A 15,151-nucleotide genomic window follows, 5' to 3' on the forward strand; every position below is an offset into this window, starting at 1 on the left:
GTAGATGGCTGATATAAAGGATTTTAAACATGCTATTGTTCGACAGAAGATTTTAGATGCAGTACGAAAAGACTTAATAGGACCAGCATCAGATTGTGAACAATTGAATGAAGTACCAACGAGTAGTTATATCACGGGATTATTATATCCTGCTGATACAGATGTAACGGAAGATGAAAATTACAATGATGTAGAGTTTACAGAAAAGAATTTTGATGCTGATGGAGAAACTTTGGAGGTAGGAATTTTTGAAGAAGAGGAACCAGAGGATAGAGTAAAAGGTGGTTTTCAGAAGCCGTCTTCTATAGGTGTGTCTTTCTATGTCTCTAATGATAATGAGTATATGATAGACTTTGTTTTATGGCAGGGATAATAGTGAAGGTTAATTATTTGAAATAGGGAGGTATACAAATGGATAATGAACTTATATGCAATAAGTTTATAAATCAATACTTGTTACGAGGCAGAAAGTTTGTGGAATATGCTTGCTTTAGATATGGATATTATAATGCTCAAATAAGTGGCAAAATTGGAAATGGATTTGTTGATGATTTTCAATATTTTGTTTTTACAAAGAGTATTAAGAGTTTAGGCTCAATAAGAGAATTACTAAGGCTGGGACATGTTGAAGATGTATTTATTATTCTTAGAACATCATTTGAAGGATATATAGCAAGTAGATATATGGCGTCCTTCGGACAGGCCTTTATGCAGGCACCGCAGCGTATGCACTCGGGGTGATCCGGTGTCTTACACACATCCACATCCATCTTACATGCCTTTGAGCATTGACCGCATCCGACACATTTGCTGCTATCAACGGTGATTTTGAGCAGGCTGACCTTATTAAATAATGAGTAGATTGCTCCAAGCGGACAAATCCATTTACAGAAGGGTCTGTAAAATAAGATACTTAGTACAATCACTGCAATTAAAATCATACACTTGAAAGAAAAAAGCTTTCCCAACGCAGAACGTATAGCAGCATTTCCAATAGATAACGGTATAGCACCCTCTAAAACACCCTGAGGACAGATATATTTGCAGAAGAACGGATCTCCCATTCCTATAGAGTTCGTTACAAGCATCGGAACAAGTATAACGAAAACAATAAGAATGACATATTTTAGGTACCTAAGAGGCTTTAGTTTGGCTGTGGATAATTTCTTTCCGGGGATTTTATGAAGTAAATCCTGAAACCATCCAAATGGGCACAAAAAACCACATATAAATCTGCCGAGAGTTACACCGAGTAAAATAAAAAATCCGGTTATGTAGTATGAAAACTTAAATTTTGATGATCCGACAACTGCCTGAAATGCCCCTATTGGACAGGCTCCTGTCGCGGCAGGGCAGGAGTAGCAGTTTAATCCGGGTACGCATACTGTTTTTGCATTGCCCTGATATATTTTACCCTTAAATAAATTTGGAATATGAATATTGGTCAGCAGCGTTGCTGCGGCCTGTATCCAGCCACGTATTTTGGCCAGTTTTCTTGATAGTAATTTCTTTTCCTTATCCAATTCCGACACACTCCAGACATAGTTTTATTGCTTTACCAAGCACTGTAGCCGCCTCACCTCTGACTGCACCATAGCTTATCATGGATACACCAAGGACAAGCAGAATGATTTGACATGTTTTTTGGTATTTCAACATAATGTTGCTCCTTTTTGTTGTATTGTTGACCAGCTGACTTTGGTATTATACAATATGGGTTGTAAAATTCTTGTTAAGAAGCAGGAGAACATTTTGAGATTATTAATTGTTGAGGATGAGAAACAAATATGTGACATGGTTGCAAAGAGTCTGTATGCTGCCGGTTATGAGGTGGATACCTGTTATGATGGGAAAGAGGCTCTTGAATGTATACTATCGGAGAATTATGATCTGATAGTTTTGGATTTGAATCTGCCGGGGATGGATGGCATGGAGCTTCTTAAGGAGCTTAGAAAATACAATGATGAAACTAAGGTTTTGATATTATCTGCAAGAGGTCAGATTGCTGATAAGGTAGAGGGACTGGATGCAGGAGCAAATGATTACATGGAAAAACCATTCCATCTGCAGGAGCTTGAGGCACGTATCAGAAGCCTGACAAGAAGGAAATTTGTACAGAATGATATATGTCTTAAATGCGGAGAAATAAAGTTTGATACGATTAAACGCAAGGCATATGCAAAGGAAGAGCCGGTTCTACTGACAAGAAAAGAGAATGGTATTTTGGAATATTTACTTATCAATATAGGCAGACCGGTGAGTCAGGAGGAGCTGATAGAGCATGTGTGGGATGCCACGGCAGACAGCTTTAGCGGAGCAATCAGGGTACATATGTCTTCACTTAGAAAAAAGCTTAAGGCGAAGCTGGGATATGATCCCATTCAGAACAAGGTAGGTGAAGGCTATAAAATACGGGAGGAGTCTGACAGATGAAAAGAATGTCGCTACAGTGGAGACTTACGTGCATTACTACATTGTGTATTGCTATTATATGTGGCTGCCTGACTATGTTTGTCTATAAAAATGGTGTGTATTACATCGATTCTCTGCATGATGCGGTAGAGTCACAGGGGGATGAAAAAGGAAACAAATCAGATGAAATATATATCAGCATACCGGACGATAAGTGGGATGAGTTTGCGGATGAATTTTCGGTTCAGGTGTACAATAATAAGGCCGACTATAAAAGAAACAGTCTGATAATCACGGTTTTGCTGGCGCTTTTGGGAGGTGTCGTCACTTATTTTATAAGCGGGCATGCACTCAGACCAATCAGGGAGTTTTCAGATAAAATTGAAGAGGTACAGGCTCAGAATCTGTCTGATTCAAGAATAGAGGAAAATAATGTTAAGGAACTGAACCAGCTGGGTATTTCTTATAATAAGATGCTTGAGCGTCTGTCGGAAGCATTTGAGATACAGAGACAGTTTACTGCAAATGCAGCACATGAGCTGCGTACTCCATTAGCGTTAATGCAGGTACAGCTTGATTTATATAATTCTGCCTCTCACCCGGGAAATGATGCAGACACTTTGCAGACCATAAAAATGGTTACGGAACAAAATGATAAATTAAACAGGATGGTAAAGACTCTTCTTGACATGAGTGAGCTTCAGACGGTGGGAAGGGATGATAAAATTATATTGGATGCTATTGTTGAAGAGGTTTTGGCAGACCTTGAGCCTCTTGCCGTGGAAAAGAATATAAAGCTGATTGGAAAATGTGAGGATGCCACTATGATAGGCAGTGATATCCTTATTTACAGGCTTGTATACAATCTGGTTGAGAATGCCATCAAATATAATCATCCGCTCGGACAGGTTACAGTAACCGCATATCAGAGAAACAGGCATGTTTATCTGTCTGTAGAAGATACGGGAAGCGGAATACCAATGGAGCTTAGGGAGAGAGTGTTCGAGCCATTCTTCCGTGTGGATAAATCCAGAAGCCGGGAGCTTGGTGGCGTAGGGCTAGGTCTTGCTTTTGTACGTGAAATCGTTAGAGTACATGATGGCAGTATTTGTATCAAATCAGGCAAGACTGGGGGAACGATTTTCGAGGTGACTTTTGCACAGCATTCAATGTAGCGTTCAATTTTACGCATTTGTCAACGCTATTAAAACAGATTTGCTAAATGAGAAAAATAGAATAATTTGAAAAAATAACAGTACAACCGTATTTAGAGCATTTCTAAAATCTCTATTCCCTTGAAAATCCCAACTCCGGATGATATCCTAAAAACAAAGAGATTCACCTGCGAGCTTTATGCCTGTGTGTGCTTGACACATCCCCAATATGCGCAAGAATATCCCGGAAATGAGGAATGATAAATAATATGAAGAAATCCCCCAAAACCCAAAGGGCCCCAATAATAACGCTCTGCATACTAACACTGACAGCAGCAGTAATAATAACAGCAGTAGCAATAACCGCATCCCTATCTGATTCCACCAGACATCCCGCAGAATCAGACACATGGTCTGCAACTGAGAACACTTATATTACAGAAGCTGCAACATCCGTGGCTGTAAGCGATGTGACGCATTCGGTTCCGCCAGGAAAATCCACGGCAGACACAGGCGTAACAACAGACACGATATCTCTTGGTGATATAGACAACAATGGAATGCAGGACGCAATAATTGCTGAAGGTGCAGCGGCAAAAGGACCGCTCTGGGAAGATGAATATAACCTTCGCTGGACACTTATGCTTAATGATGCTCCGGTTTATATTGGATATAACCGGCTCATGTGCAGCTTTAAGGCAGAATGTATTGATATTGATGATGACGGGGAAAACGAGATATTTATCATGGTATCACCGCGTGTTAATTCTATGCCGTTAGAGGAGTATGTTGTCCTGAAAAAGGAAGCAGCCGGTGAAGGTGATGAATGGAAAGAGCTTCAGAATACAAGCGCAGACGGAACGAACGCATTTCCGATTCGCGGGTATGCAGGGAAGGAGAGTCCTGCAATAATTGATATTATTTGTGAGGGCTTTGATAATGTTGAAGTTATCAGGGCTGATACAACAAGACATTATCAGGAGATACTTGATAAATACAAAGATAATAAAGGCTTTGAATTGATGTATAAGTATGCGGATGCAGTACTGAATGGTGAAAAGTACAGTCCAGGTGAGCAGGTTGCACAGACAACTCCGTGGGGAATACACAAACTGCGTACAGATAATATTGACGGACATGCATGCATTGTCGCGACTCACGGTTTTGGCAGCATTGAGGGCGGCAAGTATGATGACTTCGGCAACATAGATATTTATTTTAACTATGATGCCGAAGGCAGGATACATGTTCTTAAGATGTCAATGCGGCCATACGATGGCGTTGACGTAGAATGACATAATATAATATTTAGAAGTTGCTGCCATTCCAGCCCCAGTTGGAAACGGCCTGATATTTTACATATATATTGTCCGGTGCAATTCCGAGAACATCATTGAAAATGTCGCATATCTGGGCTGTAAGCTTTTCAAATGCAGAAGGATTCTCACTTCCGTATACGCTTACCTCAACCATTGCCATAGGCTCAGAGTTGCTTCCGCGGAAATACAGCCTGTATTCAGGCTCAAAGCCGAGCATCAGCCAGCTTTCGGATTTGCCGGGAATGGTCTGGATAGCCTTGCCGAGGCGTGATTTGATTTCGTTTTCCTGTTCAGCAGTGACGGGAGTACTTATTTTTGAATTGATAAATGGCATAAAATCCTCATTTCTGCACATACGTGCGTAGTTTTTATATTTATAAGCATACCATAACATTTATACAATAATCCAGTGAAAAACGCCTCAGATATGAGTATTTAAAAGCAGAGCTTAAAAAGTACTGTGACTTTCACTGATTTTGTGACGTTCAACATAACCTGTAAGAATCAGTGTGAGTGCGCCGTCACCCGTTACATTGCAGGCAGTTCCGAAGCTGTCCTGAAGTGCAAAGATAGTGAGCATGAGTGCAGTTCCGACATCTGTGAAGCCAAGGACACCGGTTATAAGACCGAGTGATGCCATTACAGTGCCGCCCGGAACACCGGGAGCTCCGATTGCAAATATACCAAGCAGTACACAGAAAAGAATCATCGTTCCGGCTGACGGAATAGAGCCATACAGAATCTTTGATACAGTCATGCAGAAGAACACCTCTGTGAGAACCGAGCCGCAAAGATGTATGTTTGAGAATAAAGGTATTCCAAAAGAGACCATATCCTTACGAAGCGGTTCAGCCCTGCCTGCACACTGAAGAGCAACAGCCAGAGTGGCAGCGGATGACATTGTACCAATTGCTGTAAGGTATGCGGGGCCGTAATGGCGTATTACGTCAAGCGGATTTTTCTTAGAATATATACCTGCAATTGTATAGAGAAGAGCCATCCAGATATAATGTCCTGCCAGTACAATAATTACAATCTTGATAAATACAGGAAGCTGTCTTGTAATTGACCCTTCATATGAAAGTCCGCAGAAAGTGAGTCCTATGAAAAACGGGAGAATAGGAATCATTATCTTTGAAACAATCTGAAGAACAATCTTCTGAAATTCCTCAAGAATATTAGTTATTAATTCTGCTTTTGTCCATGCAGCTCCGAGACCGATCATTACTGAGAATACGAGAGCACTCATTACGGGCATTATCTGAGGTATTGATAATTCAAATACGGCTTCCGGAAGCTCCTTTAAGCCGTCAACGATAGGCGTGATTGAAAGGTGCGGAATCAGAATATAGCCCGCACCTGTTGCAAAAAATGCTGCACCCACGGATGATGCATATGCAATACATACAGCGATTATCAGGAGCTTTGAAGCATTTTTGCCCATCTGTGTAATAGACGGGGCGATAAATGCTATGATTATCAGTGGAATACAGAAGTTAATAATCTGATTCAGTATAAATTTTAACGTGACAACTATATTGAGTACTGATGCTGTGATTACGGATCCGTCTGTTGTGCTAAAAAGCTGACCGAGCAGGATGCCGGTAATAACGGCTGCTAGCAGCTTAACAGGCAGGCTTGTCATAAAAGAATTTTTCTTCATGTGATATCTCTCCATTTTAATGTGAATATTTTAGTGTAAATTGCTCTTACATCACCATTCGCATGATGCAAAGCGGCAGTTATTAGATTATAATATAGATATGCAAAAACCTCAAGGTGACAGTGATGACAATATATGTATTAAACGGAGGCAGTTATGACAGACACAGGAATATCAGGATCAGAAGCTAAGTTTACGATGGCAGAATCGGTAAGTATGATAATGGGAAACAGCATAGGAACGGGAATTATAGCTGTGCCGTATCTGGCAACTAAGAACAGTCTTCTGGATGTTGTATGGATGGTTCTGATTGCATATGCGGTAAATGTAATCCTTCACCTTATAATAGCAGAGCTGTCGCTTAATAACGGCGGCGTACAGCTGGTTAAGAGTTTTGAAGGAGAACTTTTTCACGGGAAGATGAAAAAGGTGTTCAGCTGGATAGTATTTGTGGTATACGGGCTTGCTATCATGACGGGAATAAGCGGCAATATAAATGGCGGCGCACAGATATTTGTAAACTGGTTCAATATGCCTTTGGAATTGGCACAGATACTGTATTATGTGATTGCAGGTGTGGTTGTGTTTATTGGCATGAAGGCTGTGGGAATAGCACAAAAATATGCAATTATGGTGCTTTTTGGAATAGTGGGAATAATGACGGCAGCAACCTTCATGCATCCGCTTAACAGTCTGTACAGGGCAGAATTTCACTGGAACAACCTGATAGCGCTTTACAGTATGGTCGTATTCGCAACATCAGCCAACCAGGCTGTAATACAGGTCGTGAAGGGGCTTGGTGGAGATGCGCTGCGCATAAGGAAATCCATATTCATAGGATTTGCCCTGTCGTCACTTTTTGTACTTGTAGTGACGGCGACAGTACTGCTCGGAACAAAAGGAAGCCCGGATAAGGAGCTTGCTTATATGCAGCTTGGAGAAAGCATAGGGTCATGGGCTGTTGTGCTTGCGGGAATATTTTCATTATTTGCACTGCTTACAACATTCTGGTCCAATACGCTTGCACTCAGGGATGTAGTGCATGAGCAGACTGGCATTGGCAACAGATTAAGCTGGGTTCTTGCAACGCTGCCATGTATTCTGTTTGCAATATTTGGGGTGAACAGTTTTATCATTCTTACAAGGATAATGAGCGGAGTAGTTGTCCTTGTAAGTATAATGCTTGTTATTACATACGGCAAATCACGCAGAAGGGCAGGAAGCAGTCCTATATGCGGTGTGATAGGAACAAAGCCGTTTCAGATACTTATGGTAATATCAACAATAATATCAGCAGTCGGAGCCTTGATTCCGCTCAGCTAGGTCAGCTGGGAATTAATGTTTTGTGCCTGTAGAATGGAGGATTAGTATGTTTTCATCTGAACAATTCAGACAGGATAATGAAGATACGTTCAGCCTTGAGATTCCTGCTGACAGGGATTACCGGATACTGCAGCTTACAGACCTGCATCTGGGATATGGAATATTCTCGGGCAGAAAAGACCGAATGGCACAGGATGCTGTGCGCACTATAATTAAAAGATCACGCCCTGATCTGATTGTGCTTACGGGGGATTCCATATTTCCGTTTTTTCCAAAAAGCGGAACAATGAACAACCGCCGTGAGGCAGAGCGTTTCATTAAGTTCATGGACGGATTTGAAGTCCCGTATACTATGGTATTTGGCAATCATGACTGTGAGATGGGGGCGGTGTGCGGCAAGGATGAGCTTGCTGATATATTTATGAAGGGCAGATACTGCATTTTCTCCAAAGGAATTGCGGACATATCAGGAACTGGCAACTTCATCATTAATCTTACAGATGACTTCGGAAATGCCCGCATGCCGCTTGTTATGCTTGATTCCAACATGTATGGTGACGGATGGTTCTTCAGTGGCTTTGACTGCATACATGATGACCAGACAAAGTGGTGTATGGACAGACTGGATGAATTCAAGGCAGTTAATAAGAATATAAGAGCCATGGCTTTTTTTCATATGCCTCCACGCGAATTCAAGGAAGCTTACGAGAAGATGAAGCTTGGGGACAGGAGTGTTATATACTGCCATGGGAGCATCGGAGAAAAGGACGGGTATTTTGGAATATCCAACAGAGAAGGACATTTTTTTGAAGAGGCGGTAAAGAATGGCGTGATAAAATGGATGTTCTGCGGCCATGACCATCTTAATACGCTGTCACTGATATATAAGGGGATACAGCTTACGTACGGCATGTCGATTGACTGTCTGGGATATAGAGGTATAGACAGGCAGCATGTACAGAGAGGAGGAACGCTGATTACTTTGAAGTGTGATGGAACGGTTGATATAAATATGGTTCCGCTTACATCAGTGGTTTCAACACGTGTGCGTGGTAAAAAGTGATAAATTAAGGCGCAGATTAAGACTCAGATTGTGGATTAATATACAAAAATAAATTTTTTTGGTGTATAATGTAATTTGTATAATATTAATCGGACCGATGTATACCATTTTGTACACCGGCAGAATAAGAATAGGAGAGAAGAAATGAATTTAAGGGATCAGATAAGCCGCGGCGAGGCGGTGTTGTGGGATGGCAAGAAGTCAGTGAAAGTGTCGGTGCTGGAGGCAATATTTAATCCAATGCTTCCTTTTGCATTAATCTGGCTTGCATTTGATGCAGGATTTATAGGATTGTCAGCTTTTGGTGGAGGATTCGGTGACTCAATGGCATTTATACTGGTGCCGTTTTTCCTTCTGCATCTCATGCCTGTATGGCTTTATCTTGGAGGTGTGATAACTTCTGCAATGAAAGCTAAGAATACGGAATATCTGATTACTGATAAGGGAATATACATACAGACCGGCATAATATCAAAGAGAGTTGAGATGAAGCCATTTACGGATTTGTCACATGTTTCACTCAACCTTGGCGTGTTTGACAGAATATGCCATACAGGGGATGTCGTAAGTGAGTGCCATGGACATGCGGGCATGAATATAGCCAACATAGAAGAATATAAAAAAGTATTCCAGCTTGTCCGTGAACTTCAGGAGAATATCTATTCAGACACGATGTATCCGAATGACCTGCGTCCTGCAGAGAACCATGGATATAACACAAAGTATGTGAGAAATCAGTAAAATATCAGGTACATAAATGGTAATCTTTAATGTTTAACTTAAAGCAAAGCAGTCAATCAGGGATGCCGAAAAGATGCGTCAGGAGAAAAATTTTTAAGAAATTATATAAAGAAAGGTTACAGTTATAACTATGTTATCAATGGACGCAAAATCAACCCTGAAACATTATTTTGGATATGATTCCTTCAGAGGCGGACAGGAGGAAGTGGTGAATGCAATTCTTGAAGGCCGTGATGTGCTCGCAATAATGCCGACAGGAGCAGGCAAGTCCATTTGCTATCAGATTCCTGCGCTGATGCTTGATGGAATAACCATTGTTGTGTCACCACTGATATCGCTTATGCAGGATCAGGTTAAGGCACTGAATAAGGCGGGAGTTCATGCGGCATATATTAACTCTTCACTTACGGAGAGCCAGATATCCAAAGCGCTTTTTCTCGCTTCCCAGGGAACATATAAGATAATATATGTTGCGCCGGAGAGGCTTGGCGGATATGAGTTCAATGCATTTGCAAGGAGTGCTCATATATCAATGGTGACGATTGATGAGGCACACTGTATATCACAGTGGGGGCAGGATTTCAGGCCGGCATATCTTAAAATACTTGATTTTGTAAATGGATTGCCGAAGCGTCCTGTTGTCAGCGCATTTACAGCAACGGCGACAAAGGAAGTAAAGGATGACATTCTGTGCATACTTAATCTTAATGCTCCAAAAGTTGTCATAACAGGCTTTGACAGGCAGAATCTTTATTACAGAGTTGAACAGGTAAGGAAAAAGGATGCATTTATCGTTGATTATATAAAGGAACATCCGGACCAGAGCGGAATAATATACTGTGCTACAAGGAAGAACACGGATGCAGTATGTGAGCTTCTGAAGAGTGAAGGAATACGGGCTTCGGAATATCATGCCGGGCTTGGCACGGAGCAAAGAAAGAATAATCAGGATGATTTTATATATGACAGGGTTGATGTAATTGTTGCGACCAACGCATTCGGAATGGGTATAGACAAACCTGATGTGCGGTTTGTAATCCACTATAATATGCCGCAGAGTATGGAAAACTACTATCAGGAAGCCGGAAGAGCGGGAAGGGACGGAGAGCCTGCTGAGTGTATTCTTCTGTTTTCACCGCAGGATGTCGTAATAAACAGGATGCTTCTTGATAGTAAGGATTTCAGCGATACGGATATTGAAGACATTGAACTGATAAAGCAGCGTGATATGTACAGGCTGCGTGTTATGGAGAATTACTGCCGGACAACGGAATGCCTGCGCAATTATATATTGCGGTATTTTGGGGAGAATACGGGTGAATCGTGCAATAATTGCGGAAACTGCAATCAGGCTTACACGGAGTACGATATGACGGATGAAGCAAGATGGGTTATCAACTGTATTGCCGAGACGCATGGACGATATGGGCTTACAATAGTTATCGGAACGCTTATGGGGGTTGACCGTGCAAGGCTCAGAGAGCTTGGAACAACCGTGTACAGGTCATATGGCGCACTTAAGGATATGAGTGAGGCCGATATTAGGCTGCTCATAAGCCGGATGATACAGCTGGGATACATTTATCAGACACAGGAGCAGTACAGTGTCCTGAGAATTGGGAATATAGAGTCTCTTCGTAGCGAAGCTGCAAGAGTGGTCATAAGAAAGCATAAGAAGACTCCTGAGCAGCTTTATTATGACACAAGGGGCGAACGCAGAGGCAGAACAGGCAGAACAGGAAGATGCGAAGCAGGAAAGTCTTCCGGCAGTAAGGCGCGTGGCAGCAAGGATTCACTTACGGCAGCAGGCTATGAGCTGTTTGAAAAGCTGAGACAGCTAAGACTTGAGATTGCGAGGGAAGAGTCAGTCCCTCCGTATATTGTATTCAGCGACAAGACGCTTGCCGACATGTGCATCCGGCTTCCTAAGGACAGGGACGCAATGCTTGATGTATCGGGTGTCGGAGCAGGCAAGTATGAACGGTACGGACAGAGATTTATGGATGCGATAGAAGCATTTGTAAATGAGCATCCGGGAGCAGTGACAACTTTAAATGCATTTTAATCGGTGATATAATTTTCTAAAATGTTGAAATAGTAAATGTTTTAACATTCTAAAATGTTGATTTAGAATACATTTTAACATTCCAAAATGTTGATATATTACGTTTGCTGTATTTTATTTGTTGATATGAGGTGACGTGTTTTATGTTAAAAAGAAAAGCAACAGCATTTATAAAAAGTTGGGCTGACACCAAGGAGAAGAAATGCCTTGTTGTCCAGGGAGCGAGACAAACAGGGAAAACATATATAATTGAGCGGTTTGCAGAAGAAAATTATGAGGAACTGGTTGAAATAAATTTTAAGCAGATGATTTCAGCGGTGGATATTTTTGCCGGTGATCTCACTGTAGAAAACATGGTTATGGCTATGCGTTTCCGTTTTCCTGAAAAGAAAATAATACCGGGGAAAACTTTAATTTTTTTAGATGAGATACAGGAGTGTCAGGAAGCAATAACATCACTTAAATTCTGGGCAATAGACAACAGGTTTGACGTTATTGCATCAGGTTCACTTCTTGGAATTGATTATAAACGTGCATCTTCTTATCCTGTTGGGTATGTTGATTATATGAGAATGTATGGCTTGGATTTTGAAGAGTTCCTTTGGGGGATGGGAATTGCAGAAGATATGATAGATAATCTGCGCAGATATATGGCTTCAAAGACGGTCATACCGCAAGCAATTAATTCAAGTATGATGAATTATTACAGGCAGTATATTGCAACAGGCGGCATGCCGGAGGTGGTGCAGAAGTATATAGATACAAGGGATTTCAGGGAAGTTGACAGGCTGCAGCGTAGTCTGTTACAGGGATATCAGTATGACATAGCACACTATGCAACTGCCGAAGAGAAGGTGAAAGCTGAAAAATGTTACCTTTCGGTTGCAAAGCAGTTGCTTGATAAAGAGAATCATAAATTTCAATATAAAGAAGTCGAGCATGGCGGAAGAGCACAAAAATATTATTCAAGTATTGAGTGGCTGCTTCGTGCAGATATGGTACATTTATCCAGACTTGTGACAGATGTAAGATTTGATCTGGATGATTATTCCAGAGATGATTTTTTCAGGGCATACACAACAGATTTATCACTGCTTATGGCAATGAAGGACCTTTCATTAAAACAGCATATTGTTGAAAATACTTTGGCAGGCAGCACAAAGGGCGGAATATTTGAATGTGCAGTAGCAGATGCTCTTTTTAAGAAAGGGTACCGGTTATATTTTTATAAAAATGAGACAACTAAAAGAGAAATAGATGTTATTATCCAACAAGACGGAAAAGTTATACCGATTGAGGTAAAGAGCGGGAATACGCGGGCTAATTCACTAAAAGCGCTTTTAAAGAATAATAAAGATATCCCTTATGGGTATAAGTTTGTTGACGGCAACACAGGAGTGAGCGAAGATGGAATAATCACACTGCCACTATATATGATTGCATTTATCTGACACCATTACATCAGGAGAGACAGCCATGAATACAGTATGCCGCGATATATTCCGTGCAATTCATGAGGGCAAGTGGCTCAGTATTGAATACCGGAATGGTCAGGATGAGGTGACAAAGTAATGGATAGGGATTAAGAGCGTTGACACAAGAGACAGGTCAATGAAGGTTCAGGGACTGCACCTCGCAAGGCTGACAACCTTAGAGCTTAAGATTTATATAGACTCAATATTGTCATCATCAGTGCTTGATGGCTCTTATTTTGATATAAACGAAAAGCTCATAGAGGATATCCGCATTAATCCGGCTAAGTATAAAAGTATATTTGATAACGCAGCCAATCTTAAGATACTTAATTATCTGGCAGACTGTAACAGGCTTGATTCAACGCCTTATAAGACTGACTACGCACTGATTGACCATCTCGAGTGAACTTGAGAGGCTTCACAGCGAAGGTCAGGATGATATATACGAGCTTGTCAGTTATGTAAAGAGTAACGGAGAGTCGCAGGTTACGGCAAGAGAGAATTCGTCAAGGGCACTCGGCATCAAGCCGTACAGCACGCAGACGGAGACGGCATTTCTCACTACGCTTAATCATGCGCTGGATAACGTCCTTAATACCAACCGCAGGTGCATTGTGCAGCATGAAGTAAGTATTGCACATGTATTTGATGGTAATACTGAGTATAGTGACCTGTTTTACAGCGGAAGATTTGACTTTGTTGTATATGAGCAGGAATATAAGGGTACGGATATTCCTATTCTTGCAATAGAGCTGGACGGCAAAGAACATCAGGAAAATGATATCGTCATGCAGAGAGATGCCAGGAAAAACGAGATATGCCGCAGGCATGGTTTTGAACTTATAAGAGTGGAAAATTCCTATGCCAGACGATATAATTATATAAAAGACATACTGATTCAGTATTTTAAGAGTGTTAAGTCATATTAATGGGAGGCAGATATGTGTACAGCAGCAACGTATAAGACAGAAGATTTTTATTTTGGAAGAACGCTTGATTATGAATTTTCATATGGGGATGATGTAACAATAACACCTCGTAATTACAAATTCACATTCAGACATATGGGAGAACTCGACAATCATTATGCGATAATCGGAATGGCTCATGTAGCCGGGACGTATCCGCTTTATTATGATGCAATTAATGAAAAGGGTCTTGGAATGGCAGGACTTAACTTTGTAGGCAACGCGGTGTATGCGGATGTAAAGGATGGCGTTTGGAATGTTGCACAGTATGAATTCATCCCATGGATACTTGCACAGTGTGCCAGTGTAAGTGAGGCAAGGCAGAAGCTTGCAGGAATGAATCTTGTAGGTACACCGTTCAGCGAACAGCTTCCTTCGGCGCAGCTTCACTGGATAATTGCAGATAAGAATGAGGCTGTAACTGTTGAGTCGATGGCAGACGGACTTCATGTGTACGATAATCCTGTCGGAGTGCTTACCAACAATCCACCGTTTCCATTGCAGATGTTCCAGCTCAATAACTATATGAAGCTTTCTCCGAAGCAGCCGGAATGTAATTTTTCGGACAGGCTTTCACTCTGCACATACAGCCGTGGTATGGGCGCTATCGGACTTCCGGGAGACCTTTCGTCAGAATCACGATTTGCAAGAGTGGCATTTGTAAAGATGAACTCTAAGTCAGGAACATCCGAGAATGAGAGCGTAAGCCAGTTCTTCCATATCCTTAACAGCGTAGACCAGCAGAGAGGCTGTTGTGAAGTGGCAGACGGCAAGTACGAGATAACGCTCTACACATCATGCTGTAATGCGGACAAGGGCATATATTACTACACAACATATGAGAATCATCAGATAACGGCAGTCGATATGCATAAAGAGAATCTTGATGGCACAGATATAGTGAAGTATCCGCTTGTGACAGGGGAGAATATAAAGTATCTCAATTAATAACATTTTAAGGAGCTTTA

At 41.4% G+C, this 15,151-nt stretch carries 16 protein-coding genes; 12 read left to right on the forward strand and 4 right to left on the reverse strand.

Translation table 11 applies throughout. The annotated features are described in order from the left end of the window. The first annotated feature begins 4 nt into the window (after positions 1–4). On the forward strand, positions 5–373 hold the full coding sequence (locus tag NQ488_02590) for a hypothetical protein (GenBank protein ID UWN96217.1): 369 nt from the start codon (positions 5–7) through the stop codon (positions 371–373). 181 nt (positions 374–554) lie between these two features. Here the strand turns inward: NQ488_02590 and NQ488_02595 are convergent, their stop codons facing one another. Both NQ488_02595 and NQ488_02600 read right to left on the reverse strand, forming a co-directional pair. Continuing rightward, positions 555–1,523, reverse strand: a complete 969-nt coding sequence (locus NQ488_02595) for a 4Fe-4S binding protein (GenBank protein UWN96218.1) — start codon at positions 1,521–1,523, stop codon at positions 555–557. Then, entirely contained in the window at positions 1,516–1,659 is a 144-nt protein-coding gene (locus NQ488_02600; protein ID UWN96219.1) for a CD1871A family CXXC motif-containing protein, read from the reverse strand. Before NQ488_02600 ends, NQ488_02595 begins: the two co-directional genes overlap by 8 nt. A 54-nt stretch (positions 1,660–1,713) precedes the next feature. Between NQ488_02600 and NQ488_02605 the strand changes: the two genes are divergently transcribed. The 3 genes from NQ488_02605 to NQ488_02615 all read left to right on the forward strand — a co-directional run bounded on the left by NQ488_02605 (position 1,714) and on the right by NQ488_02615 (position 4,861). Continuing rightward, entirely contained in the window at positions 1,714–2,433 is a 720-nt protein-coding gene (locus NQ488_02605) for a response regulator transcription factor (GenBank protein ID UWN96220.1), read from the forward strand. After that, positions 2,430–3,587, forward strand: a complete 1,158-nt coding sequence (locus NQ488_02610; GenBank protein UWN96221.1) for a HAMP domain-containing histidine kinase — start codon at positions 2,430–2,432, stop codon at positions 3,585–3,587. Before NQ488_02605 ends, NQ488_02610 begins: the two co-directional genes overlap by 4 nt. Positions 3,588–3,823: 236 nt before the next feature. Next, positions 3,824–4,861 carry a hypothetical protein gene (locus NQ488_02615; GenBank protein ID UWN96222.1) on the forward strand — a complete coding sequence of 346 codons (1,038 nt, stop codon included), beginning with the start codon at positions 3,824–3,826 and terminating at the stop codon, positions 4,859–4,861. A 13-nt stretch (positions 4,862–4,874) separates the two neighbouring features. Here NQ488_02615 and NQ488_02620 read toward each other — a convergent pair whose 3' ends face one another. Together NQ488_02620 and NQ488_02625 are read right to left on the reverse strand one after the other, a co-directional pair. Beyond that, complete coding sequence (locus NQ488_02620) at positions 4,875–5,219, reverse strand: phenylpyruvate tautomerase MIF-related protein (protein ID UWN96223.1); 345 nt, start codon at positions 5,217–5,219, stop codon at positions 4,875–4,877. Positions 5,220–5,333: 114 nt separating this feature from the next. Then, a complete protein-coding gene (locus NQ488_02625; GenBank protein ID UWN96224.1) occupies positions 5,334–6,548 on the reverse strand; it encodes a dicarboxylate/amino acid:cation symporter in 1,215 nt (404 codons plus the stop codon). Positions 6,549–6,704: 156 nt separating this feature from the next. On the opposite strand from NQ488_02625, the gene NQ488_02630 reads away from it, so the two are divergent. The 8 genes from NQ488_02630 to bsh all read left to right on the forward strand — a co-directional run bounded on the left by NQ488_02630 (position 6,705) and on the right by bsh (position 15,131). Next, positions 6,705–7,871 carry a hypothetical protein gene (locus NQ488_02630; GenBank protein ID UWN96225.1) on the forward strand — a complete coding sequence of 389 codons (1,167 nt, stop codon included), beginning with the start codon at positions 6,705–6,707 and terminating at the stop codon, positions 7,869–7,871. A gap of 46 nt (positions 7,872–7,917) precedes the next feature. Beyond that, entirely contained in the window at positions 7,918–8,934 is a 1,017-nt protein-coding gene (locus NQ488_02635) for a metallophosphoesterase (GenBank protein UWN96226.1), read from the forward strand. A 144-nt stretch (positions 8,935–9,078) separates the two neighbouring features. Then, on the forward strand, positions 9,079–9,675 hold the full coding sequence (locus NQ488_02640; GenBank protein ID UWN96227.1) for a PH domain-containing protein: 597 nt from the start codon (positions 9,079–9,081) through the stop codon (positions 9,673–9,675). Between the two features lie 139 nt (positions 9,676–9,814). After that, positions 9,815–11,740: a DNA helicase RecQ gene (gene recQ / locus NQ488_02645; protein ID UWN97087.1), complete on the forward strand. Its 1,926-nt coding sequence runs from the start codon at positions 9,815–9,817 to the stop codon at positions 11,738–11,740. A gap of 143 nt (positions 11,741–11,883) precedes the next feature. Continuing rightward, positions 11,884–13,191, forward strand: a complete 1,308-nt coding sequence (locus NQ488_02650) for an ATP-binding protein (protein ID UWN96228.1) — start codon at positions 11,884–11,886, stop codon at positions 13,189–13,191. Between the two features lie 160 nt (positions 13,192–13,351). Then, positions 13,352–13,621 carry a hypothetical protein gene (locus NQ488_02655; protein UWN96229.1) on the forward strand — a complete coding sequence of 90 codons (270 nt, stop codon included), beginning with the start codon at positions 13,352–13,354 and terminating at the stop codon, positions 13,619–13,621. Continuing rightward, positions 13,605–14,144, forward strand: coding sequence for a DUF2726 domain-containing protein (locus NQ488_02660; protein ID UWN96230.1), 540 nt, complete (start codon positions 13,605–13,607; stop codon positions 14,142–14,144). The genes NQ488_02655 and NQ488_02660 overlap by 17 nt, the downstream gene beginning before the upstream one ends. Before the next feature lie 12 nt (positions 14,145–14,156). Beyond that, the gene (gene bsh, locus NQ488_02665; protein UWN96231.1) at positions 14,157–15,131 is read left to right on the forward strand and encodes a choloylglycine hydrolase; all 975 of its coding nucleotides are present in this window, start codon (positions 14,157–14,159) and stop codon (positions 15,129–15,131) included. Positions 15,132–15,151: the final 20 nt, after the last annotated feature.

The sequence above is a fragment of the [Bacteroides] pectinophilus genome (genome assembly GCA_025146925.1).
Lineage (GTDB): Bacteria > Bacillota > Clostridia > Lachnospirales > Lachnospiraceae > Bacteroides_F > Bacteroides_F pectinophilus.

What these genes read in the sequence shown, in the direction of transcription:
- NQ488_02600 (UWN96219.1), bottom strand. Translation starts at nt 1,659, where the DNA reads ATGTTGAAATACCAAAAAACATGTCAAATCATTCTGCTTGTCCTTGGT.
- NQ488_02615 (UWN96222.1), top strand. Translation starts at nt 3,824, where the DNA reads ATGATAAATAATATGAAGAAATCCCCCAAAACCCAAAGGGCCCCAATA.
- NQ488_02655 (UWN96229.1), top strand. Translation starts at nt 13,352, where the DNA reads ATGAAGGTTCAGGGACTGCACCTCGCAAGGCTGACAACCTTAGAGCTT.
- recQ (UWN97087.1), top strand. Translation starts at nt 9,815, where the DNA reads ATGGACGCAAAATCAACCCTGAAACATTATTTTGGATATGATTCCTTC.
- NQ488_02635 (UWN96226.1), top strand. Translation starts at nt 7,918, where the DNA reads ATGTTTTCATCTGAACAATTCAGACAGGATAATGAAGATACGTTCAGC.
- NQ488_02630 (UWN96225.1), top strand. Translation starts at nt 6,705, where the DNA reads ATGACAGACACAGGAATATCAGGATCAGAAGCTAAGTTTACGATGGCA.
- NQ488_02610 (UWN96221.1), top strand. Translation starts at nt 2,430, where the DNA reads ATGAAAAGAATGTCGCTACAGTGGAGACTTACGTGCATTACTACATTG.
- bsh (UWN96231.1), top strand. Translation starts at nt 14,157, where the DNA reads ATGTGTACAGCAGCAACGTATAAGACAGAAGATTTTTATTTTGGAAGA.
- NQ488_02620 (UWN96223.1), bottom strand. Translation starts at nt 5,219, where the DNA reads ATGCCATTTATCAATTCAAAAATAAGTACTCCCGTCACTGCTGAACAG.
- NQ488_02605 (UWN96220.1), top strand. Translation starts at nt 1,714, where the DNA reads ATGGGTTGTAAAATTCTTGTTAAGAAGCAGGAGAACATTTTGAGATTA.
- NQ488_02650 (UWN96228.1), top strand. Translation starts at nt 11,884, where the DNA reads ATGTTAAAAAGAAAAGCAACAGCATTTATAAAAAGTTGGGCTGACACC.
- NQ488_02640 (UWN96227.1), top strand. Translation starts at nt 9,079, where the DNA reads ATGAATTTAAGGGATCAGATAAGCCGCGGCGAGGCGGTGTTGTGGGAT.
- NQ488_02625 (UWN96224.1), bottom strand. Translation starts at nt 6,548, where the DNA reads ATGAAGAAAAATTCTTTTATGACAAGCCTGCCTGTTAAGCTGCTAGCA.
- NQ488_02590 (UWN96217.1), top strand. Translation starts at nt 5, where the DNA reads ATGGCTGATATAAAGGATTTTAAACATGCTATTGTTCGACAGAAGATT.